This window comes from Shimia sp. (assembly GCF_965227725.1).
Lineage (GTDB): Bacteria > Pseudomonadota > Alphaproteobacteria > Rhodobacterales > Rhodobacteraceae > Shimia.
This window is the reverse complement of record NZ_CBDDGH010000006.1, coordinates 728171-749649: the sequence shown is the minus strand read 5'-3', so window position 1 is coordinate 749649 and position 21479 is coordinate 728171. Positions and strand designations below refer to the sequence as shown.

General features: G+C 55.2%; 20 protein-coding genes and 1 pseudogene. 15 read left to right on the top strand and 6 right to left on the bottom strand.

Annotated elements, in window-relative coordinates:
• From ACO07T_RS21160 to ACO07T_RS21115, 10 genes are all read left to right on the top strand, one after another.
• Positions 1 to 2083 (top strand): TonB-dependent siderophore receptor (locus ACO07T_RS21160; RefSeq protein ID WP_422051045.1); only part of this gene is annotated, 2083 nt, incomplete at its 5' end.
• A gap of 379 nt (positions 2084 to 2462) precedes the next feature.
• Positions 2463 to 3257 (top strand): ABC transporter substrate-binding protein, encoded by a 795-nt coding sequence (locus tag ACO07T_RS21155; RefSeq protein ID WP_422051044.1) that lies wholly within the window; start codon positions 2463 to 2465, stop codon positions 3255 to 3257.
• A complete protein-coding gene (locus tag ACO07T_RS21150; protein WP_422051043.1) occupies positions 3254 to 4282 on the top strand; it encodes a FecCD family ABC transporter permease in 1029 nt (342 codons plus the stop codon). The genes ACO07T_RS21155 and ACO07T_RS21150 overlap by 4 nt, the downstream gene beginning before the upstream one ends.
• Positions 4279 to 5295, top strand: coding sequence for a FecCD family ABC transporter permease (locus ACO07T_RS21145; RefSeq protein ID WP_422051042.1), 1017 nt, complete (start codon positions 4279 to 4281; stop codon positions 5293 to 5295). The genes ACO07T_RS21150 and ACO07T_RS21145 overlap by 4 nt, the downstream gene beginning before the upstream one ends.
• The gene (locus ACO07T_RS21140) at positions 5295 to 6077 is read left to right on the top strand and encodes an ABC transporter ATP-binding protein (protein ID WP_422051041.1); all 783 of its coding nucleotides are present in this window, start codon (positions 5295 to 5297) and stop codon (positions 6075 to 6077) included. Before ACO07T_RS21145 ends, ACO07T_RS21140 begins: the two co-directional genes overlap by 1 nt.
• Before the next feature lie 11 nt (positions 6078 to 6088).
• On the top strand, positions 6089 to 7135 hold the full coding sequence (locus tag ACO07T_RS21135; protein ID WP_422051040.1) for a siderophore-interacting protein: 1047 nt from the start codon (positions 6089 to 6091) through the stop codon (positions 7133 to 7135).
• Positions 7135 to 8217: a MotA/TolQ/ExbB proton channel family protein gene (locus ACO07T_RS21130; protein ID WP_422051039.1), complete on the top strand. Its 1083-nt coding sequence runs from the start codon at positions 7135 to 7137 to the stop codon at positions 8215 to 8217. The genes ACO07T_RS21135 and ACO07T_RS21130 overlap by 1 nt, the downstream gene beginning before the upstream one ends.
• A 1-nt stretch (position 8218) precedes the next feature.
• The gene (locus ACO07T_RS21125) at positions 8219 to 8590 is read left to right on the top strand and encodes an ExbD/TolR family protein (protein ID WP_422051038.1); all 372 of its coding nucleotides are present in this window, start codon (positions 8219 to 8221) and stop codon (positions 8588 to 8590) included.
• Between the two features lie 4 nt (positions 8591 to 8594).
• Complete coding sequence (locus ACO07T_RS21120; RefSeq protein WP_422051037.1) at positions 8595 to 8978, top strand: ExbD/TolR family protein; 384 nt, start codon at positions 8595 to 8597, stop codon at positions 8976 to 8978.
• Positions 8979 to 9022: 44 nt separating this feature from the next.
• Positions 9023 to 9829 (top strand): energy transducer TonB, encoded by an 807-nt coding sequence (locus tag ACO07T_RS21115; RefSeq protein ID WP_422051036.1) that lies wholly within the window; start codon positions 9023 to 9025, stop codon positions 9827 to 9829.
• 610 nt (positions 9830 to 10439) lie between these two features.
• Here ACO07T_RS21115 and ACO07T_RS21110 read toward each other — a convergent pair.
• Positions 10440 to 11229, bottom strand: a pseudogene (locus tag ACO07T_RS21110) (IS3 family transposase).
• Between the two features lie 629 nt (positions 11230 to 11858).
• On the opposite strand from ACO07T_RS21110, the gene ACO07T_RS21105 reads away from it, so the two are divergent.
• From ACO07T_RS21105 to ACO07T_RS21095, 3 genes are read left to right on the top strand one after another with little or no spacing between them, the layout of a single operon-like run.
• Entirely contained in the window at positions 11859 to 12950 is a 1092-nt protein-coding gene (locus tag ACO07T_RS21105; RefSeq protein ID WP_422051035.1) for an NAD(P)/FAD-dependent oxidoreductase, read from the top strand.
• Positions 12943 to 13230, top strand: a complete 288-nt coding sequence (locus tag ACO07T_RS21100) for a (2Fe-2S)-binding protein (protein ID WP_422051034.1) — start codon at positions 12943 to 12945, stop codon at positions 13228 to 13230. Before ACO07T_RS21105 ends, ACO07T_RS21100 begins: the two co-directional genes overlap by 8 nt.
• Entirely contained in the window at positions 13220 to 14596 is a 1377-nt protein-coding gene (locus ACO07T_RS21095; protein ID WP_422051033.1) for an NAD(P)/FAD-dependent oxidoreductase, read from the top strand. Before ACO07T_RS21100 ends, ACO07T_RS21095 begins: the two co-directional genes overlap by 11 nt.
• Before the next feature lie 268 nt (positions 14597 to 14864).
• Here ACO07T_RS21095 and ACO07T_RS21090 read toward each other — a convergent pair whose 3' ends face one another.
• The 5 genes from ACO07T_RS21090 to ACO07T_RS21070 all read right to left on the bottom strand — a co-directional run bounded on the left by ACO07T_RS21090 (position 14865) and on the right by ACO07T_RS21070 (position 19097).
• Positions 14865 to 15548: an ABC transporter permease gene (locus ACO07T_RS21090; RefSeq protein ID WP_209065698.1), complete on the bottom strand. Its 684-nt coding sequence runs from the start codon at positions 15546 to 15548 to the stop codon at positions 14865 to 14867.
• 10 nt (positions 15549 to 15558) lie between these two features.
• Positions 15559 to 16239, bottom strand: coding sequence for an ABC transporter permease (locus tag ACO07T_RS21085; protein WP_422051032.1), 681 nt, complete (start codon positions 16237 to 16239; stop codon positions 15559 to 15561).
• A gap of 60 nt (positions 16240 to 16299) precedes the next feature.
• On the bottom strand, positions 16300 to 17073 hold the full coding sequence (locus tag ACO07T_RS21080; protein WP_422051031.1) for a transporter substrate-binding domain-containing protein: 774 nt from the start codon (positions 17071 to 17073) through the stop codon (positions 16300 to 16302).
• 55 nt (positions 17074 to 17128) lie between these two features.
• On the bottom strand, positions 17129 to 17926 hold the full coding sequence (locus ACO07T_RS21075) for an ABC transporter ATP-binding protein (RefSeq protein ID WP_422051030.1): 798 nt from the start codon (positions 17924 to 17926) through the stop codon (positions 17129 to 17131).
• A gap of 232 nt (positions 17927 to 18158) precedes the next feature.
• Positions 18159 to 19097 carry a LysR family transcriptional regulator gene (locus ACO07T_RS21070; protein WP_422051029.1) on the bottom strand — a complete coding sequence of 313 codons (939 nt, stop codon included), beginning with the start codon at positions 19095 to 19097 and terminating at the stop codon, positions 18159 to 18161.
• Positions 19098 to 19227: 130 nt separating this feature from the next.
• On the opposite strand from ACO07T_RS21070, the gene speB reads away from it, so the two are divergent.
• Both speB and ACO07T_RS21060 read left to right on the top strand, forming a co-directional pair.
• Positions 19228 to 20280, top strand: a complete 1053-nt coding sequence (speB, locus tag ACO07T_RS21065; protein ID WP_422051028.1) for an agmatinase — start codon at positions 19228 to 19230, stop codon at positions 20278 to 20280.
• Complete coding sequence (locus ACO07T_RS21060; protein WP_422051027.1) at positions 20277 to 21464, top strand: pyridoxal phosphate-dependent aminotransferase; 1188 nt, start codon at positions 20277 to 20279, stop codon at positions 21462 to 21464. Before speB ends, ACO07T_RS21060 begins: the two co-directional genes overlap by 4 nt.
• The last annotated feature ends 15 nt before the right edge of the window (positions 21465 to 21479 follow it).

Sequence of the window (21479 nt, the reverse complement as noted above, 5' to 3'; positions counted from 1 at the left end):
CATTGCAAAGACGGGAGATCCTATTGTTGAGACCCCGCGGTCGGTGAGTGTGATAACCGCTGAGCAGATTCAAGAGCGTGGTGCACGCGATCTGGAAGAGGTTTTAGCCTATTCACCAGGTGTTCGCGCGGGGCTTTTTGGTCAGGACAACCGTGCCGATTGGGCCAACGTTCGTGGGTTCACCCCAAACTTTCTGCAAGATGGGCTGCAGACCCGCTATGACTTCTATAATAGCCCTCGCCCCGAAACATTCATGTTCAATAGCGTTGAAGTATTACGTGGGCCTTCCTCTGGGCTCTATGGAAGCGGTTCTGTAGGCGGGGTGATCAACACAACTTCCAAGACCTCAGCACAAGATGCCCCAAACATTGTGCAGTTCCAGCTGGGTAGCAACAACCGAAAGCAAGTTGGCGTTGATGTCAGCGGCGATGGAAATGAGAGCGGAACACTCAGATACCGTTTCGTAGGTTTGCTGCGCGATTCAGATGATGTTTTGCTATCTTCGCGAGACGATACCGTCAATTTGGCGCCGTCCGTCACTTGGCGCCCTTCCGACGATACGGAACTGACGGTTCTTGCGAGCTATCAAAGAAGTCGCGCGACACCAGCCACGCAGTTTGCGTCTTGGATCGGGACATTGGAGCCGGTGCCATCGGCGTTTGTGATTCCAGATCTGTCTGGTGGTGGAGGGGCGCCGACTGTTGTGCCGACGCCGCACGCTGGGCGCGAGTTTGAGTCTGACCTGTATGTTGGTGAGCCTGGATTTGATCGATATGACTCAGAGTCCGCAAGCCTGTCTGCCAACTTCCAGCATCGTTTCAATAGTGTTTGGTCATTGAATGCAAATGCGCGCTATACTGACTCTGATGCTGAATATGATCATGCATATTGGTACGGCGCGACAGATATCCGAAATAACCTTCCTGCGCTTGCGCAATATATCTATCTTGGACGCTACAACCCTGACGGCACAATCAACCGTACCTTCTATAAAGCACGGAACTCTCTCAAGACGTTCGCAGCTGACGCTTACGCAACGGCAGATTACGAACTGGGCTCTGTCGAGATGCGCAGCATTGTTGGCTTGAGCTACGGCCGTGGTGAGTTTGATAAAGATACCTCGGACAACACCGATCCAAACAACCATGGCGCGCCCATTAACCCGTTTGACCCAACATACGGCAATGTCATCGACGTTGCGATAGTTGATACTCCTTCCGTCACCACCAAAGAGTGGGGGATTTACTCGCAGAACCGCGCGACCATTAACGACCGTTTGTTTGTCGACTTCGGTGTGCGATACGGTAGCGTTGATGTGGGTGAGAACCTAGACTCCTCGAGTGGACGCTTGCGTCCCGGTGCTGATGACAGCGCTTGGACTGGCAATGCGGCTATCATGTACCGCTTTGACAACGGGCTTGCACCTTACGTCAGCTGGGCAACAAGCTTCCAACAAGAAGCGTTTGGTACCGACGCCAATGGTCGGCCGTTTGAGCCAACTGAAGGTGAGCAATATGAGGTTGGTGTAAAGTTCCAACCAACTGGCACAAATACACTGTTGTCTGCGGCGGTATTTGATATCACGAAGTCCAATTTGCTAGAGAGAGATCCGGCAAATCCCAACTTCCAGGTGCAGTCCGGCGAGACAACGTCCAAAGGGGTCGAACTGGAAGCCTATCACAGCTTCGGGGACATCTCTGTTCAGGCATCTTATACCTATCTCGATACACAGACCGACTCCCAAGACTTTATTGATGGTATTCCTGAGCATCTGGCGTCCGCTTGGGTAAACTACACACCTAAACAACTCGGTGGCTGGAGCTTTGGTCTGGGTGCACGGTATACTGGATCGTCTTTTGGCTCGGCGGGTCTTCCTGTTGCCCTGCCGGGGCTGCCCACTGAATTCAAAACCGGGGCTTACACTTTGTTTGATGCCGCGGTGTCTTATCGCAAAAACGATTGGCTAGTGGCGTTCAATGTCAACAATCTATCAGACGAGCGTGTCATCACCGGTTGTGGCGCATTTTCCTGTTACTTCGGCGAAGGTCGCAATGTGATGCTTACTGTCAGCAAAACATTCTAATCAAACAACAAGGGGCCAATCGCGCACACCGTGGCTGGCCCTCTAAAATCTTGACAAAATTACTTTGCCGAACTACCCAAGCACTTCAGCCACTGCCGGTACATTCAGTTGCCCACCGGTAGCCAGCCTCGAGTTTTGGACAGTCCACTTCACATGGATATGCAAGCAAGAGGTGCGGAAATTGCGTGCTTTTCATAAATTGGCACTATTGATTTCCTTGCTCTGTCCTATTGCGGCGAAGTCAGAGTCTTTCCCTGTTGAAATCACTCACAAATATGGTTCTGCGGTTGTTCTGTCTGAGCCAAAAAAAATTGTGTCTCTGAGCTTTATAGGGCACGACTTTCTGCTTTCGCTGGGCGTAGTGCCTCATGCTTTGCGCATGTGGTACGGCTCGCATCCCTATGGGGTTTGGCCCTGGGCGCAAGATGCATTGGGAGACGGAACCCCCATCGTCATGCGCGGCGAGATCGACATTGAACAAATCGCCGCAATGAAACCTGACCTGATTGTAGGGCAGTGGAGTGGCATGACTGAAAAAGACTATGCGCTTCTGAGTCAGATCGCGCCCACTATCGCCACGCAGGAGGCATGGGGGGACTACGGCGCCCCATGGGCGGAGATGCACCGCGTTCTGGGGCTTGCAACTGGGCGGCAGTCGATTGCTGAGGCGCAAATCGCGCGCATTCAGGGGCGCTTCGCAGATATCCGCGCCGCTCATCCGGACTGGCAGGGCGCCACCTCCGTGGTGGTCTGGTCAGGCAGCACCGGGGCCTATTCCAGCCGCGACATTCGCGGGCAATTCATGGCAGAGCTCGGCTTTCAAGAACCGCCCGCGCTCAAAGACATCGGGTTGTTTGACAGTTTTTATAAATTGATCCCTGAAGAGGTCACAGAGCCTATTGATGCGGATGCCCTGATCTGGATTGACGCAGGCAAAAATGTCGCGCGTCTCAATAGCTTGCCACTGCGACACACCATGCGCGCCTATCAGGAAGGCCGTGAAATCTATCTGGGCGTTGATGTGACCGCTGCGTTGTCCCATGCGAGCCCATTGAGCATTGACTACACACTGGACGCTTTGGTGCCTTTGCTTGAAGCTGCAATGGACGGTGATCCGGCAACCGTGGTGTCCTCCTCTCAACAGGCGGGCATTCTGCCAGAGGTGCAGCCATGAGCGTATACACCTCAGAAGCGCCCATGTTGCGGTTACAAGACAGGCGTGGGCTTTGGTTGCTGATCGCGACCTGCGCCGTGATGTGCCTTGCGGTCATGGCGCTGCGCTTTGGATATCGCGCGGTGTCTTGGAGCGACGTGTTTGCGCTTTTTGTTGGTTTTGAAAGCTCTGTTGCGGAGCATATCGTGGTCCGTGAAATCCGTCTGCCGCGCCTATTGGCTGCGATACTTGCAGGCAGTGCTCTGGGCGTTGCCGGCGCTCTGATTCAAGGTATGACCCGCAACCCACTGGCCGATCCGGGGCTGCTTGGGATCAACGCCGGTGCAGCCTTCGGGGTTGTTTTGGTTGTCTTTGCACTGCGCTGGAGCGACCCAAGCCAGTTTATCTGGGTTGCCATGGCAGGGGGCACTTTGGGAGCTCTGAGTGTCTTTGTCCTGGGCGGCGGTGCACAAGCCAACCCGGCGCGTTTGTTGCTGGCTGGGGCCGCCATAACCGCCTTCTTTCTTGCCATGACACGGGCGGTTTTGTTGATGAGCCGACAAAGTCTGGACGTGTATCGATTTTGGGTGCTCGGCGGTCTGGATGGCATCAGCTTTGACGATATCAGCGCGCTCTTGCCATTTTTTGCCGCAGGATTTTTGGTCGCGATTATGTCCGCACATCTGCTCAATGCGCTGATGTTGGGGGAAGACACCGCCAAGGGGCTTGGCATCAATGTCGGGCTGGCGAAATTGATCAGCGGCCTGGCGATTGTTTTGCTCGCGGCCAGCACTGTGGCGCTGGCAGGGCCCATTGCCTTTATCGGGCTGATGGTGCCGCACATCGCGCGCGCCTTTGCCCGGCAGGATATGCGCTGGATGGTTGGCTTCAGTGCTGTAATCGGTGCAGGCCTGCTCCTGATGGCCGATCTTCTGGGACGGCTGCCACTGCTTGGCGACAATATGCAGGCTGGTGTTATGGCGGCGCTGATCGGCGGCCCAACGCTGGTGGTTATGGTGCGCAGAGGGGGTGGACGAAAACTATGAGCATCTCGCTGCAAACCTCGCGCTTTTCTTTTGAAATCAGCCCCCGCGCCGTGGTGGCTGGCGCCTTGCTGTCTCTGCTTGGCCTGTCTGTCGCCTTACTTTCGCTCAGCATTGGCAGCTATCCACTGAGCATCCCGCAACTCCTGCTTGGTCTGGCTGGCCAGCTTGACGGGGTGGAGGCGATGATTGTTCTGGAGCACCGTCTGCCGCGTATATTGGTGGCAATTGGGGCAGGGGCTGCCTTTGGCATGGCTGGCGCAATGTTTCAAACCATGTTGCGCAACCCTCTGGCATCACCCGATGTGATCGGCTTTACCGCAGGTGCAAATTTCGGGGCTTTGCTGGCGGTTTTGCTGACCGGGGGCATGGTTGTGGCAGGGGCCTTGGCTGGCGGCGTGGCAACAGCGCTGACGGTCGCACTCTTGGCCTGGAACAATGGGCTTCAGATCAACCGTTTGATTTTGGTCGGTATCGGCGTGAGCCTGTCACTGGCAGCAGCGGCGGATCTTTTGCTCAGCTGGACAGATGAACGCATCGCAGCGGATATGGCCCAATGGCTGACAGGGTCTCTGAACACGCGCTCTTATGAGGATGTTGCCCTGATCTGGGGCGGTATCGCCTTGCTCCTGCCATTGATTGTCTGGCTGCTCTTCCCACTTGCGCGTTTGGCAATGAGTGATGAAACCGTGGTTGGGCTTGGCCTGTCGCTGGTCTCCCTGCGCCTGCTGATCACCGGCGTAGCGGTCGCGCTCGTGGCCTTGGCCGTCAGCGTAGCCGGCCCGCTTCCCTTTGTGTCATTTGTATCGGGGCCAATCGCACGCGGGATTGTGCGCGGGGGGCAACCGGCTGTTTTTGCAGCGGCTTTGGTGGGCGCTGTGGTCACATTGCTGGCTGATCTGGTGGCGCGTTCCGTTCCCTTTGTCCAGCTTCCCGCCGGTGTGTTCACAGCATTAATCGGTGCGCCGGTTCTGATGTGGCTGCTGATGCGACAATTCCGAAGAGGAAACCTTTGATGAGCCAATCTGCCAGATTACGGGCTGAAACCGTCTCTGTTGCCTTTGGCAACAAGCCCGTCTTAAACGCGCTTTCTCTGGATGTGCCTGATGGTAAAGTGACGGTCATTGTCGGGCCCAACGCCTGCGGGAAATCCACCTCGCTGCGATCCCTGTCGCGGCTACAGAAGGTGGATAGCGGTCAGATCGTGCTGGATGGAAAAGCGATTGCCAAGCAGAGGTCCAAATCCGTGGCGCAATCGCTTGCGGTTTTGCCCCAGTCCCCTGTGGCGCCGGAGGATATCTCTGTTCATGATCTGGTACGCCGGGGGCGGACACCGCATCAATCGGCGCTGCAGCAATGGTCCCAAGCAGATCGCGCTGCCGTGGCGCGCGCTTTGGAGCTGACGGGCATGGCGCATCATGCGCAACGCAGCCTCGACACGCTCTCTGGCGGCCAACGGCAACGCGCCTGGATTGCGATGGCGCTGGCCCAAGACACAGACATTTTGCTGTTGGATGAGCCAACCACCTACCTTGATCTGCCTCATCAGATTGAGCTGCTGACCCTTGTGCAGACGCTGAACAAAGAGACCGGGCGCACGGTTGCAATGGTGCTGCATGATATCAATCTGGCCGCGCGTTTTGCAGATCACATCGTCGCTTTGAAAGACGGTCGTGTGCAAATTGAGGGTGGTCCGGAAGACGTCATCACAGAAGCGATGATGGGCGAGATTTTTTCATTGCCTTGTACCGTGATCGCAGATCCGCTGCATGGTCATCCCCATGTCATTCCAAAATAGGGGCGCACCTTATGACTGAGCAAACACTCTTTCCACATGTGGCCGAGACAAGTCTGTCGGGCTTGGCGTTCGCTGCAGTTCGCGCGCTGCTCATGCACGAGGCCGAGGAACATGATCTAACTCTGTCGACTAACACCGAGAAAATGGTCCGGATGTCGACAGAATACGGGGATCTCTCATTCCAGGATATCAAAGGCGGTGTAAAAGCCGTTGCCATGTCAAAACGTGCAGATACGTTATTTATTTTGAAAGAGAGCCTCGTAGAAAGCATCTCGCATTTCGCACCAGAACTTGTTGAAACGCTTGTTTGGTCAGATGCTAGTTTGCATCAGGGGCATCCCCCTAACTTCCAATTTGCAACAGTAAAATCAGTGCGTGCAATCGGTGGTGATTTCATGCGTGTCGTGCTGCACGTTGAGGATGTTAGAAATTTCGTCGATTCCGCTATTCATTTTAGGATAATTTTGCCAGCGGTAGGCGATAACTCACCGGATTGGCCAACGGTAAATGAAAAGGGTGTGACCGTTTGGCCGAAAGGGGACAAGGCGCTGCACCGACCGGTTTACACCGTACGGCGGGCAGATATTGCAGCCAAAGAACTTGAATTTGACGTTTTTTTGCATGCTGGCGGGCGGACTACGGAATGGGCAAAAGCCGCGGTCAAAGGTTCCAAGATTGGCCTCACCGGGCCGGGTGGAGGGGGTATCCCAAAAACAAATAGAATTGCGGTCTATGCAGATGAAACGGCATTTCCGGCGGTCGCCCGCCTTTTGGAGGGGTTACCACGAGACAGTACTGGCAAGATTGTTGTGATGGCTGATGGAGGAGAAGCCTGTGGTTATATTTTCCCGGAACATCCTCGATTGAAACCCGAATGGGTAAAACGGAATGCTTGTGAAGGGCTCGCTGCTCAAGCCATTACGGACCGAAAAGATCATGCGGACCATATGCTGTGGTTTGCGTCAGAAAAAGAGGATGTCGCCAAAGTGCGCGCCTTTTGCAGCGGTGCAAACATCGACACCAAACAGCACTATATCGCGACGTACTGGAGCCGTTGATGACTAGAGTTCTTATACTCCTTTCCGCTCTCGTGTTGCCTTTCTCAGCGTTGTCTCAAACTTCCCCATTGGGGTCCGAAGTTGCCTCTGAGACGGCATCCGTGCCCGTATTGAGCGCGCCTCAGGTGGAGACGAATGCGCCAAGCCTAAATTCGATATCACCCACATCTGAAGTTACGGATGACGGGCCAGATGTTCCGCAATCAAATGGTGCAAATGTGCGGTCTGGAACGCGCGTAAATTCAGATTTGGATTCAGCAGGCGCTTCGGAAGCGGCAGATCGGAACACACCTGTACAGAGGCAGATTGGAGCCGATGAAGAACAAAACGCTTTGGCGAACGAAGCGATCATGGATGATGCGTCTTTTACCGCAATAACGGATGAAGACATTGTGCCAATGACTCGCCAGCAGGAGCTGACCGAGGTTGCGCAATCCGCGATTTCAGGCGCCTATCGGTTCTTGCGCGATGGTGGCCCAAGCATTTGGGCAATTGCTTCGCTTTCTGTCGTGACATTGGCTTTGATCCTTTGGAAGATCTGGCAGCTGGCCTTGATGGGAGCATGGTCGCGAGGCAAAGCAGATCAGGCAATTCGAGCTTTCGAGAATGGAAATGCTCAGCTGTCTCTTGACATAGTGCGCCCCCGGCGCGGCGTGCGTTCCAAAGTAATTACTGCTACTCTCAATGCTATGGGGCGATTTGATGAAGATCGTGCCAGAGAGGATGCGGCGCGTGTCGCCAAAAATCAATTGGCTGAAGCGCGTGCGGGGCTCTCAGCTCTTGAACTTATAGCAACTATCGCGCCGCTATTGGGCTTGCTGGGCACGGTACTCGGCATGATTGCGGCCTTTCAAGCCCTGCAAAGTGCCGGTTCCAATGCGGATCCATCACAGCTTGCAGGTGGCATTTGGGAAGCGCTTTTGACTACTGCTGCCGGTATGGCAGTCGCTATTCCAGCTTCCGCGGCTCTGACTTGGTTTGAGAGTGTCATTGATCGTATCCACCGTGATATTGAGGATGCGGTCACACGTCTGTTTGTAGCCTTTGGCACGGAGCCTGATCTCAAAGTGGCGGCTGAATAAGATGTTTTTAGAGCCAAGTGTTCGTCCCCGTAGAAAACCCAGCTTAACGCCTATGATAGATGTGGTGTTTCTTTTGCTGGTATTCTTCATGCTGGCCTCTCGTTTTGGCACCGACGCCATGTTGAGTTTGCCGCTTGCTGCGGGAGGCGGCGTTTATTCCGGTCCACCACGTTTGATTGAAGTTGGTTCAAATGACGTCAAGTTGAATGGAATTGTTGTGGCAGATATTGTCGCTTCCGTCGCACCGCTGACCGAGACGATGAATGATACACTTATTTTACGGGGTGGTGCTGAAACACCTTTGCAACGCATTGTAGACGTCACTCAAACGCTGCGATCTGCGGGCTATACCTCGGTTGTTTTGGTTGAATAGAGCAATGCAAATTGAAAAGCCAAAACGCAGGGTACGTGGAGAAAGCATTGTTCCCATGATTAATGTGGTGTTTCTTCTGCTTATTTTCTTCCTGATGACCTCACGTTTGGCGGAGCCAACCCCATTCAAAATTACGCCACCAAATGCAAAGGTAGATGCGAAACCTGTGGCAGAGGCAGTCGTATTCCTAAGCGAAAAAGGTATTTTGTCTTTCGACGGTCAGGAAGGCGAAGCTGCGTTAATCAAGCTGCTGGCGCAAAGCGCTAAGGCTTCGGTTATTCGCGTGCGTGCGGACCAAAATGTTCCCTCCAACATCGCGGCAAAAACGCTTTCAGATCTTGCAGCTGCAGGCATGTCCAAGGTTGAGTTGATTGTGGTGCCACAATGAGGCGGACCCTAGAGTTTTGTGTCGCTGCATCTTTGGCGGTTGGAGTGCATGTCGCTGTCTTTGCAACTGTGCCAAAAACAGGTTCGGAAGCGGCTGGTTCGGGTGGAGAGGAGATGGTTTCTCTGCTGGGTGCTGCCCCAACCGTCGTGGAAATGGTTAAGAGCTGGGAGCAGGCCCCAGAGACGTCCATTGATGTACATGATGTCATGGAAGCCGAAACGCCGATGTTGAACTCGCCTGTTGTTCCCACATTGGAGGATTCTGCACCCCGTGCAGAAGTGCGTTTGCCTACTTTGCAAGACGCTAGTCCAGACCAATTTCAAATTGATCCCTTAGCGACTCAGCTGCCACCGTCACCTGTTGATGAGAAAAAGCCAGATCCGGATGCAGAACAACAGGAGCGTCCTGAAATCGATGAAGTAGAGCTGCAACCAAAGGAAGAGAAAGCGCTTAAGGCTGATGTAAATTCGTCCGGGCGACAAGAACAGCGCGCGGCTGGTAGCAGCGGTGGAAGCAACGCGGGCAATACTGCAACAGCGACGGTTAGCACGGCAGAACAAGGCAAGAAGGCCAAGCTTAAAGCCGTTTGGGGCGCCAAGATCCGCAACAAAATAGCGCGTTTCCAAAGGTACCCGAGAGGTGATCATGGAAATGGGAGAGTTGTGGTGCGCATATTGGTTGCTCGCGATGGTCGCTTTGCCAATACGCAGATCTTGCGATCATCTGGAGTTTCGGCGCTCGACAAGGCCGCCGTTGCGGCTGTCAGGTCAGCAAAAAGAGGACCGAAGGCGCCCAAAGGATTGGAGGGCGAAACATTTAGTTTCAAGATCGCTCTGAATTTTAGTCGGTAGACCGTTTTGCATATTGTTTCGACTTAGGGTGTGACCGCTGATCGAGATTTTGCATTACACGACTTTGCGGTGGCTGGCTCTCGAAGGATAGCCTGCTCTTGGTGAGTAAGGTACATTCACTTGAATATATTTCCTTTAAATACAGCACCTTATCTCAGTTCGGTAACGGCGGTTGCGTGCTCCCGCAACCAAATTTAGCATTTTATAGAAGTCACTTAGCGCCCAAAGGGGCGCTGCTTGCGTTTTTGGTTCGGCAAGTGTGGAAGCACTGTGACGGCGCACTGCCAGCGTTTTGCGAAAATACCGAAACACTTCTTAGGAAAAGTTACGGCACCTCTAAACCGGAATAAGTGTATTCTGACTTGTGGGAATTGTCTCTTAGGGGGCTAAACTGCTTTGAAGAAAGTGAGGTGGGATGGATCGGAGAGTGCTGTTATGGTCCATCACGATCTGTGTGGCAGTGATCGTTTGTGGATTTTGGCTTTGGTTGAGCCCAAAAGAAAAAAACGGACAATCAGCTGGCCGCTGAGACCTTCAGAGCTTTGGACCTTTCGATTGAAGCCTTAGAAGTTTGGACATGTCACGTTTTTGTGCCGCCCCAAGTGCACGTTTAGGCTACTTTCCGTTCGAAGGCGACCGGGCTTTTCCAGCCCAATGCTGAGTGCCTTCGGCGCGGATTGTAGAAGCCGTAGATGTACTGGAAGATGGCTAACTCAGCGTCCCGCCGCGTCTGCTATGACCTTCGCCAAATCAGCTCTGCCTTGATCGTTTTGAAGAAGGTTTCCACAGCTGAGTTGTCATAACAGTTGCCTTTGCCACTCATCGATACCTGGAAGCCGTGCTGGCGCAGCAGCTTCTGGTAATCGTGAGAGCAGTATTGGCTGCCACTGTGGTGTGGTGGATGCAGCCTTTTGGTGGCTGCCGAAGAGCTACGGCCATCTTCAACGCTCGGATCGCCAGATCACGCTTCACCCTGTTGCTGACCACCAAGCCGATTAGGCGCGCAGGCCACGGTTGCTGACACCCAAGACCTGACAAAGGCGGTTGGTCGAGAATTCGTGGCCATGCTCTTCAATGAACTGGAACCTCATGGTTTTTGGCTCGCGAAGAAGGCTGTGGCCTTCGAACGCTCTCTCGAACGCATGGCGTTCGCGTTCTCAGTTTGGGATGTCCCCCTCCTCCTTGAGAATACGGTTCTCCCGTCGAAGTCGCTCATTCTCTCGGGCAAGGTCGAGGTCTTTGTCTGACACAACCTTGGTGTCACGATGTGATGTCACCCATTTATTCAGCGTCGAAAGGCCAACACCCAAATCCGAGGCCACCTGTTTGCGTGTTAGTCCGCTCGTTAGCGCGATCCGCGCCGCATCAGCGCGGAATTCGTCCGTCCGTTTCAATCCCATAGCTCGTCTCCTTTGCTGCAATAAATGCTAGCAAAGGAGCGGCATCAAACCGCGACAGGTCCAAGCCTCATGTTGCCGGATTTTTGACGTCCAATTGGTAGATTAATTCGCCGTAATGTTGAGACTCTGTTATCGGCCAGGTTCGGGGCTCACGCTTCTCGAGAAATGTCATCGGGTATTCAGTTTGGATTTTCTGCGGGTCTGCATTGGAACGCCTCGACGTGGAAAGGCCTCGTTTCAGAATGGGGCGCCATTGTTTGGGCGATGCTTCTGCTGACTTGGTAAAACGTTTCGTTCGTCAGCCCGCTGCGAGAATTCGCGGTGTTGACTTGCGCCGCCTAATAGAAGGCACCTTATTGAAATTGCCATTCTCATCGATGGTCAGACAACTTGGTTTGGTGGGAATTCTATGAATATACTGGCGTTCTGGAGTTTCTTGTCCCATCCAGACCGTGTGTCTCATTTTGCCGAAATGCAAGGCCTAGAGCTTTCGATCTCTGGATATTCCATCCGCACCGAAAACCCGCAAACTACACCACTATCGTATTGATTTTTCGAACCTTCTTGTCGAAAATAGCGGTCATGCGAATTTGTGGGCCCGGCGATTTTTTGGCGGGTAGGGGGGAGCTATGGCCACTCTAGTTATCGGTGGTGGAGTGGTTGGGCTTTCAATTGCTTACGGTCTGCTAAAGCAGGGGCGTGAGGTGATTGTGATTGACGGTTCCGACACCGATGCGCGGGCGTCTCGCGGCAATTTTGGTTTGGTTTGGATCCAAGGGAAAGGTTTGGAGGCGCCGCCTTATGCGAGCTGGTCGCGCCAGTCTGCGGGTTTGTGGAAACAATTTTCAGATGAGCTCAAGGAATCTACCAACATAGACGTCGCTTTCAGCCAGATCGGCGGCGTCGAATACTTCACTGAAATTGGTGCGTTGGAACAAGAGGCTGCTGATTTGTCCGGCCTGCGCGAAAAGCTTGGTGGCGATTATCCCTTTGAAATGTTGGACCATGCGCAGCTCAAAAAACTGGTGCCGGAGATCGGCCTCAAAGTCGCAGGGGGGATTTTCTCCCCCATGGATGGCCATGTGAACCCGCTTTTGCTTTTGCGCGCTTTGACCGAGGCGGTGAAACGTTTGGGCGGAAGGTTACAGACGGGGCACTCCGTTACCTCGATTGAGGGCGCGGATCACAGCTACAGCGCATTACTTGCCGATGGGACACGGATCGACGGCGATGCTCTAGTGCTTGCAGCGGGGCTTGGATCGGCAGAGCATGGTGAAGACCTGGGTTTCAAGGCACCTGTTCGCGCCCAGCAGGGGCAGGTGCTCATCACAGAAAAGCTGCCGTTCTTTCTAAAGTATCCGTCTGGCAGGATCCGGCAGGTGAATGAGGGTGGGGTACAGATCGGGGCTTCGAAGGCCGAAACGGATTCTGAGGCGACAGATCTCTCTACTCTGCAGGAGCTGGCGCGCTACGCCGTTGACGTGTTCCCTTTGCTGGAGCATGTGCAACTGGTGCGCAGCTGGGCAGCGCTTCGGGTGATGTCGCCGGATGGTCTGCCAATTTATCAACGCTCTGCCAAATATGCTGGCGCGCATTTTGTGACCTGTCATAGCGGTATCACACTGGCAGCAGCCCATGCGGGCTTGTTGCCGGAGTGGATTGACGGGCGAAATACCGCGCCTGACCTCACCTTTTTTAGCGAAAGCCGGTTTGATGTTTGAAGCTATGGAGCCCGCGCGCAAGCAGGTTTCTTTTACCTTTGAAGGGCGAGAAATCTCTGCGCCCCAAGGCAGTAGTATCGCCGCGGCCCTCTTGGGCGCGGGGATTCACACCTTTCGCAACACCCCGGTTTCTGGTGCAAACCGTGGGCCATTTTGCCTGATGGGGGCGTGTTATGATTGCATCGTGCAGATTGAAGGCGAAACGGTCCAAGCCTGCATGACGCCGGCTCAAGACGGGATGAATGTGACGGCAGTGAAGGTAGCTAAAAATGTCCTATGACATCGCTGTTCTGGGTGCCGGGCCCGCAGGGTTGGCCGCGGCCACGCGCGCTGCGCAACTGGGTGCGCATGTCGTTTTATTGGATGAGCAGGAGCATCCTGGTGGACAGATTTATCGCAATGTAGATGTTGCTTCTGGCATGCAACAGCGCGTCTTGGGGGCAGATTACACGGCCGGGCGCCAGTTGACGGATGCGTTTCGCCAAAGCGGTGCAGTGTATTATCCTGGATGCACTATTTGGGATGTGACGCGTGACGGGCAGGTGACCTTCAGTGAAGCGGGCAAAGCGCAACAAATCAAAGCCAGCCACCTGATCCTCGCGACAGGTGCGACCGAGCGCCCAATGCCATTGCCTGGCTGGACTTTGCCGGGGGTTATGACGGCTGGCGCGGCGCAAATCTTGATGAAATCCGGTGGCTTGGTTGCACAAGATGCGGTTCTGATCGGTAGTGGGCCTTTGCTTTATTTGCTGGCAGCTCAGATGATCTCGGCGGGAAGCAAACCGGCGGCGCTGATCGAAACGCAGGCGCGCGCTGATCTGTGGTCGGCGCGGGCGAACATCCCGGGTGCCTTGCGCGGTTGGCCGTATCTGGCCAAAGGAGCCGCGATGCTGGCCCGGATCAAATTGGCTGGCGTCTCGCGGTTCACGGCGGCCCATGATGTGGCTTTGATCGGCGAGGACCACGTGACAGCCGTGCGCTTTTCTTGTGATGGGAAACCGCAGGAGATTGCCGCGGAAACGGTGCTGCTGCATCACGGAGTGGTGCCAAATACGCAGATGTCCCGCGCGTTGCGACTGGATCACGATTATGATCAGACGCAGCGGTGTTTTGTTCCCAAGGTGAATGCAATGGGGGTGTCATCTCATCCGAGCATCAGCATCGCCGGAGACGGTGCCGGGATTGGCGGCGCGAAGGTTGCGGCCCTGTCTGGTGAAATTGCCGCATTTGGCGCCGCGCAGACTTTGGGGCTGATTTCCGATGCAGAGGCGCTTGCCGCTCCATTGCAGAAAAAACGTGCCAAGGAGTTGGCAGTGCGGCCGTTTCTGGATCGCGCTTACCCCCCGTTTGAACAGTGCCTGCGGCCCGCGAATGAGACCATCATATGCCGTTGCGAAGAGGTGACCGCCGGGGATATCCGCCGTTTCGCTGAGTTGGGCTGTAAAGGGCCCAATCAAGCCAAAGCCTTTGGGCGGGCTGGCATGGGGCCTTGTCAGGGACGGTTCTGCGGGCTGACCGTGACAGAGATTCTCGCGCAGGAAACAGGGCAGACACAGATCGAAACCGGCGCCCTGCGCATTCGGTCACCGCTTAAGCCTGTGACATTGGGAGAGCTCGCGGCCTATAGCCCGGATCGGGAAAACTAACGAAGAACAATCGTCGCCTAACGGATGCATGTCGGCCGTGAGGTTGGGATGATCGCGTTTTAAGGTAGAACAGCGGGCGCAAGTTGGCGGGAGGCTGTCTGAAACTTGCGCCCGTGTCTTACGTTTTCACGTATGGATGTGAAAACGTCCGGCGTCGTGTCTTCCGTGAGTGCGGCCTGATCGGGGCTTGAGCCAACGCCGTAGTCGTCTGTTCCCACCGCATTGATGGTGGTTGTGAGAGCGCCGCTTCACACGGCGCTCCATGTGTTTAGCGCACCAGATATGCCAGATAACGCCTTTCGGCCTGTTTGAAGACGCGGTCCACCAAGAAGACAATCGCGAGATAGAGAACCGCCGCCACGAGCAGACCTTCATAGGCCAGGTAATACATGCCGTTCAGGGTCCGGCCGGCACCCAGGATATCGGTGATGGTTATGGTTGAAGCGATGACGCTGGCATGCAGCAAGAAGATCACCTCATTGGAGTAGGCGGGCAGGGCGCGGCGCAGGGCGCTTGGGATGATGATCCGGCGGGTCACCTTGGCGCGGGTCATGCCGATTGCCTGTGCCGCTTCGATTTCGCCCTGCGGGATCGCCAGGATGGCGCCGCGGATCATTTCACAGACATAGGCGGCGCTGTTGAGAGAGAAGGCAAGCACAGCACAGATTTCGGGGCGTTTGAGGGCAACCCAGAAGATCGATTCACGTACCGCCTCAAACTGCGACACCCCGTAATAGAGAAGGTACAGCTGCACCAAGAGCGGCGTGCCGCGAAACGCATAGCTGTAGGTGGCGGCGGCACGGCCGAGATAGGGAATTTTATAGGCCTGAAACAAAGCCAGAGGGATCGCCAGCACTGCACCGATCAGCAGAGAAGAGCCAATCAGCCAGATTGTTGTCCAGACACCTTCCAGAAAAAGGCCGCGATGTTCCCAGATCAGATCGTATTCCATCACGCGCCCCTCATTTCAGCGCGTAGCGCTTACCAAGCGCGCGCAAGCCGACGTCGGAAATCATGGTCAATCCCAGGTAGATACAAAACGCCATGAGCAGGAACAGGAAGGGTTCTTGCGAAGTGCGCCCGGCCTGATGGGCGTTGTACATGATGTCGTGGAGACCAAGGATTGAGGCGAGCGCGGTTGTTTTCAGAAGCACCAGCCAGTTGTTGGTGAAGCTTGGCAGAGCCAAAGGAACGATCTGCGGCCACACGATCCGGATCATGTAGGTGCGTGGGGCCATGCCGATGGCTTTGGCGGCTTCGATTTGGCCCAGTGGGATGGACAGGAAGGCTCCGCGAAACGTCTCCGTCATATAGGCGCCAAAGATAAACCCGATTGTTATCGCGCCTGCCATGAATGGGCTGATTTCAATGTACTTCCACCAGCCGGTTGCGCTGCCGATCTTGTTGAGCAGCATCTGGCCGCCAAAAAACACCAGAAGCATTAAGACCAGATCAGGTAGGCCACGGATCAGTGTTGTGTAGGTGCGGCCAATTCCGCGTGCGACCGCGTTGTTTGACAGCCGGAGCGCAGCGCCCACGATCCCAAACATGATGGCAAGACACACGGCGGCCAGTGAGAGGCCAACCGTAAGGCCCAGACCGGACAACACCATGGGGCCATATTCTTTGAGCAGTTCGACCACGATACCCTCGTATTAAGCAATAAGCCCCCTCCCGTTTGGGAAGGGGCAAGGATGTGAGGATTATTCCCCGTAGATGTCGATATCGAAGTATTTATCGTTGATTTCCGCGTATTTACCATTTTCACGCAGGGCAAGAATGGCGCCGCTGATGGCATCACGCAGTTCACTGTCCGCTTTGCGGACACCAATGCTGGAGCCATAGCCGAAGTACTTTGGATCAGCATAGTCGCGTCCGAACAGGGCAAACTCTTTGCCTTGATCGGTGTTCAGGAAGCCTTCAACGATCTGCAGTTTGCCACCCATCGCGGCGTCCAGACGACCTGCGACCAGATCCAGCCAGATTTCATCCTGTGTCGGATAGGTTTTCACAGTCACATCTTTGCGCTCGTTGCGCAGATAGTCTTCCATGATGGTGGAGCGCTGAACACCAACGGTTTTGCCTGCCAGGCCGTCCTCGTCGTTCAGGCCTGCATCAGAACGGCCCACAAAGGTGGAAGGGATATTGTAGTATTTGCCGGTGAAGTCGATGGCGCGCTGACGTTTGTCGGTGTTGGTCATGGAGGCCAGGATCGCGTCGAATTTATTGGCGTTCAGCGCCGCGATCAGCGCGTCGAACTCGTGTTCTTGCCATGAACAGGTCGCATTCAGTTCTTCGCAGATCGCGTTCCCGATTTCGATGTCAAAGCCGGTGAGTTCACCGTCGGCGGTTTTAAAGGCGAAAGGCTTGTAGCCGGCTTCCGTGCCCCAACGGATGACAAGGTCTTCGGCAGAGGCCGCAGAAGCGCCAACTGCAAGGGCCAGCGTCATGGCAATGGATTTGAGTGCTGTTTTCATTGTGTCTTCTCCTGTTGGTTTGGTCTTTTGGTTTGGGGAGTTGGGGGGGTGGGTGTTAGTCGCGTGCGCGGGAAACAAATTCGCGCCAACGCTCAGAGACGTGTGACGGGTTGTTGAAGAGCTCGTCGGGGGTGCCTTCGGCCTCGATCATGCCTTGGTGCAGGAACAGGACCTTGTCGCTGACTTCGCGGGCAAATCCCATTTCGTGGGTGACCACCAGCATGGTGCGGCCCTCTTCGGCGAGGCCGCGCATCACTTTCAGAACCTCTCCAACCAGCTCCGGATCAAGTGCAGAGGTAGGCTCGTCAAAAAGCAGTGCGCGTGGTTCCATCGCCAGTGCGCGCGCAATGGCGCAACGCTGTTGCTGCCCACCGGAAATCTGTGAAGGGTAAAAATCGCGGCGCTCATAAACGCCCACTTTCTCCAGACAATCCTTGGCACGCTCACGTGCTTCGGCTTTGCTGAGCCCCAAAACCTGAACGGGGCCTTCCATCACATTTTCCAGTACGGTCATATGTGACCAGAGATTGAAGCTCTGAAAAACCATGCCGAGGTTGGTGCGCAGCCGGACTGCCTGTTTTCCATCGACACCCGTGATTTCGCCAGCGGATGTGCGGGTGAAGTCAATCTCTTCGCCTTCGACAAAAATGCGGCCTGAGGACGGGGTTTCCAGCAGGTTGACGCACCGCAGCAAAGTGCTTTTGCCCGATCCCGATGATCCCAAGATCGAGATGACATCATGTGCCTGGGCGTCCAGCGACACGCCATGCAGGACTTCAAGCGACCCGAAGCTTTTCTTGAGGTCGCGAATGCTGATCGCTGTAGAGGTTTCTGTGGCGGGTGAGGTGTTCATTCAATGCTCCGGATGCAACCGTCGTCAAAAAACTGCATCCAAACATCGCGGCCAGAAAGGGTGGAGTGGCGAACGAAAGTTTCACAAATATGAACAAGTCGCGTCTAAAAAATGGGCAAACGCCAAGCTTGCCCATTCATTAGATCGAGGAAATTGAATGCATTGAAGTGGCTTGGGAGCCGGAACATGCGCGATCGCGCAGGTGTTTTTGAGGGGCGAATGATATGCGCTGTCAGGCGGCAGACGCGTTTGATGCTCCATTGCGCAGCATCTTCAGAAACTCCGCGACATGGGCGCTTTGTACTTTGCTTTTGTGAAACGCCATATGCACCTCACTGGAGTAGCTGAACGCATTGGGCAGGATCTGGTGAAACTCCGGCTCGCGCCCATCAAATTTATGATCTGGTAGATATCCCAGATAGATTCCGGCTTTCACCAATGCGGCAACGGCTTCGGTTTCATGCACGGTAGGCCCGCGTTTGAAGCGGCTTTTGAGGTCATTCTGCAGGCTGCTTTCCCGGTACTCGCGAGAGATCAGCTGATGGCTTTGCGCCTCGCTTGGTGTGATCTTCTCACCTTGCTGCATCTTCTTCACAAGCGGATGAGAAGATCCCGCGTAAACACTTGAGGCTTCTGAATAAAGAGGCTCGTAGTTGAGTTCCTCAAAAGACGTGTAACGGTGCAGAATGCCAATATGGGCCTTGCGTTCAATCAGGCGTTTTTCGATCTCACGGGGGGAGCCGACCATCAGATTGATGGTGACATTGGGCGCCACCTGATGAAAGGTCTGCATGACGCGGGTCAAAGGGTTCTTGTCATCGCTGTAGGTGAAGTCGGTCATGCAGATGTCCAGCGTGCCAACCAGATTTTCATTGATGGTTGCAATGTCTTCGACAAATTGATCCGTGGCTGACAGCAGCTGCTCGATATAGACCATCGCCTTCTGGCCTTGCTGGGTCAGTTGAAAGCCCCTGCGGCCCCGCTCGCGATGCAGCAGGCGCATCCCCAGCCGGGTTTCGATGTCTGAGATTTGACGAGAGATGGTGGAGCGGCCGACGCCCAATTCCGTTTCCGCCGCAGACAGGCTGCCGCATTCGACCACTTTGGTTAGCACGCGCATCAGTCTCAGATCCACGTCGCTGACAGTGCCGAAAAATATCTTTTTGCGCATGTCTGGTTCCCTCGCTCAAAAGTATTGCCACTCATTGAAACATTTATTGGCTGTCCTGCAATATCTTGATGTCGTTGGGGCCAGTAACGTGCAACTCAATATCTGATACTCACCAGGAGATTGTGGCGTTATGGCTTGGACCCCCGAAAAGTTGAAAGAACTGCAGGACCGTTTTGACGGAGCCAACTGTGGTGTGGTTCATGATGCGCATGCCGCGCATATCTCTTCGCTTCTGTTTGATCCGGGTGGAACGCGGCGGACCGCGCCTTATGCGGGGGCGATGACGTTTCTGGATGCGCCAGTGGGTGATCTGGAGGCAGAAACTCTGCAAAATCTGGATGTTGCGATCCTTGGCATGCCGATGGATCTGGCGGTGACCAACCGTCCCGGATCGCGGTTTGGCCCCCGTGCGCTGCGCGCTATTGAGCGTATAGGGCCCTACAACGAAGGCCTGCGCTGTGCCCCTGTGCAAGAGATGAAGGTCGCCGATGTCGGGGATGTGCCATTCCGCAGCCGCTATAGCCTGTCCCAAAGTCATGAGGATATCACCGAGGCAGTCGCTAAAATCGTTGATGCGGGTGCAATGCCTCTGTCTGTGGGTGGGGATCACTCCGTCAGCCTGCCTATTTTGCGGGCATTGGCCAAGGATGGTCCGGTGGGTATGGTGCATATTGACGCCCATGCGGATACCGGCGGTCCGTTTGATGGCGAGCGTTTTCACCACGGCGGCCCGTTCCGCAATGCGGTGCTTGAAGGGCTGCTGGACCCGGAGCGCACCATTCAGATCGGCATTCGCGGGCAATCCGGCTATCTTTGGGAATTCTCCCATGCGAGCGGTATGACAATCATTGAGGCGCAGACGCTGGCACATCAGGGGCTGGATGCTGTGATCGCCAAGGCGCTTGAAGTCATTGGCTCCGGGCCGACCTATGTTTCTTTTGACATCGACTCGCTGGACCCGGCCTTTGCTCCCGGCACAGGCACGCCAGAAGTGGGCGGCCTCACACCGCGCGAGGTGATCGCCTTGCTGCGGGGGCTGAAGGGCATGAACATTGTTGGCGGCGATGTGGTTGAAGTGGCACCTTCTTTTGATGCCACATCAAATACGGCGCACAATGGTGCAACCGTGCTGTTTGAGATCCTCAGCCTGATGATGTTTCGCAACCAAGGCACAGGGCAATGAAAGGGTTCTCAGATCTGGTAACCCGTCTGGCTGCCCTTGAGGGGGACCAGTGGGAGCTGCAGCTGCGGGCGCGGCGCATGAATGAAGCGGGGGGCAACATCATCGAGCTGACCATCGGTGAGCCGGATGTGCCGACGCCACATGAACTGGTGGATGCCTGTTTTCGCGCCATCGCAGAAGGGCGCACGCGCTATTCTCCTGCGGAAGGCGAGCTGACCCTGCGCCAGACTCTGGCGGAGAAATACAGCGCCCGAACCGGACGGACAATCAGCCCGGACAGCTTTATCTGTTACCCGGGCACACAGACCGCGCTCTATGCAGCGATGCAGCTGTTTGTTCAGGCAGGCGATGACGTGCTGTTGTCCGATCCCTATTATGCCACCTATGAGGCTGTGATCCGCTCCACAGGTGCCGATATGGTGCCTGTGGCGTTGCATCAGGACAAAGGTTTCCGCCTCCAGCCGGAAGATCTTGAGGCCGCTATCACGCCACGCTCCAAGGTTTTGTTGCTGAATAACCCGCACAACCCCACCGGGGTTAATCTGAATGCCGACGAGTTGCGCGCCATTGCTGAGGTCTGTGTCAAACATGATCTGTGGATCATCGCGGATGAGGTCTACGAAGCGCTGATCTTTGATCAAAGCTTTGCCTCCCTGTTTGACATGCAGGAGTTTGCAGAGCGTGTGGTTGTGGTGTCCTCAATCTCCAAATCACACGCGGCGCCGGGCTTCCGCAGTGGCTGGATGGCCGCAAGCGAAGAGGTGTGCAACGCCGCAATTCCACCGGCTGTGGCGATGTTGTTTGGCAATCAGCCCTTTATCGCAGACATGACGGTTTGGGCGCTGACACATGAACTGCCTGTGACGGCAGAGATGCGCAACGCCTATGGTCGACGTGCGGAAATGGCCAATGCCATTCTTGCAGACTCCGCACTGCTCACTCCGCTGCCCCCGCAGGCCGGCATGTTCCTTTGCGTGGATGTGTCTGCCACAGGGCTGAGCGGCTCGGAGTTTGCCAACCGTCTTCTGGATGATCAGGAGGTCGCCGTTATGCCGGGGTCCTCGTTTGGTGCGCAGGCGGCGCATCTGATCCGGCTCAGCCTGACGGTGCCTGACGAACATATCAAAACAGCTTGCGAGCGCATCTGTCGCTTCGCCGCTGATCTAACTGAAATGGCCGATTGATCCGGCGCTGCCGAT

What these genes read in the sequence shown, in the direction of transcription:
- ACO07T_RS21105 (WP_422051035.1), top strand. Translation starts at nt 11,859, where the DNA reads ATGGCCACTCTAGTTATCGGTGGTGGAGTGGTTGGGCTTTCAATTGCT.
- ACO07T_RS21070 (WP_422051029.1), bottom strand. Translation starts at nt 19,097, where the DNA reads ATGCGCAAAAAGATATTTTTCGGCACTGTCAGCGACGTGGATCTGAGA.
- ACO07T_RS21095 (WP_422051033.1), top strand. Translation starts at nt 13,220, where the DNA reads ATGTCCTATGACATCGCTGTTCTGGGTGCCGGGCCCGCAGGGTTGGCC.
- ACO07T_RS21080 (WP_422051031.1), bottom strand. Translation starts at nt 17,073, where the DNA reads ATGAAAACAGCACTCAAATCCATTGCCATGACGCTGGCCCTTGCAGTT.
- ACO07T_RS21075 (WP_422051030.1), bottom strand. Translation starts at nt 17,926, where the DNA reads ATGAACACCTCACCCGCCACAGAAACCTCTACAGCGATCAGCATTCGC.
- ACO07T_RS21090 (WP_209065698.1), bottom strand. Translation starts at nt 15,548, where the DNA reads ATGGAATACGATCTGATCTGGGAACATCGCGGCCTTTTTCTGGAAGGT.
- ACO07T_RS21130 (WP_422051039.1), top strand. Translation starts at nt 7,135, where the DNA reads ATGACTAGAGTTCTTATACTCCTTTCCGCTCTCGTGTTGCCTTTCTCA.
- ACO07T_RS21150 (WP_422051043.1), top strand. Translation starts at nt 3,254, where the DNA reads ATGAGCGTATACACCTCAGAAGCGCCCATGTTGCGGTTACAAGACAGG.
- ACO07T_RS21145 (WP_422051042.1), top strand. Translation starts at nt 4,279, where the DNA reads ATGAGCATCTCGCTGCAAACCTCGCGCTTTTCTTTTGAAATCAGCCCC.
- ACO07T_RS21125 (WP_422051038.1), top strand. Translation starts at nt 8,219, where the DNA reads ATGTTTTTAGAGCCAAGTGTTCGTCCCCGTAGAAAACCCAGCTTAACG.
- speB (WP_422051028.1), top strand. Translation starts at nt 19,228, where the DNA reads ATGGCTTGGACCCCCGAAAAGTTGAAAGAACTGCAGGACCGTTTTGAC.
- ACO07T_RS21100 (WP_422051034.1), top strand. Translation starts at nt 12,943, where the DNA reads ATGTTTGAAGCTATGGAGCCCGCGCGCAAGCAGGTTTCTTTTACCTTT.
- ACO07T_RS21155 (WP_422051044.1), top strand. Translation starts at nt 2,463, where the DNA reads ATGTGGTACGGCTCGCATCCCTATGGGGTTTGGCCCTGGGCGCAAGAT.
- ACO07T_RS21135 (WP_422051040.1), top strand. Translation starts at nt 6,089, where the DNA reads ATGACTGAGCAAACACTCTTTCCACATGTGGCCGAGACAAGTCTGTCG.
- ACO07T_RS21140 (WP_422051041.1), top strand. Translation starts at nt 5,295, where the DNA reads ATGAGCCAATCTGCCAGATTACGGGCTGAAACCGTCTCTGTTGCCTTT.
- ACO07T_RS21120 (WP_422051037.1), top strand. Translation starts at nt 8,595, where the DNA reads ATGCAAATTGAAAAGCCAAAACGCAGGGTACGTGGAGAAAGCATTGTT.
- ACO07T_RS21060 (WP_422051027.1), top strand. Translation starts at nt 20,277, where the DNA reads ATGAAAGGGTTCTCAGATCTGGTAACCCGTCTGGCTGCCCTTGAGGGG.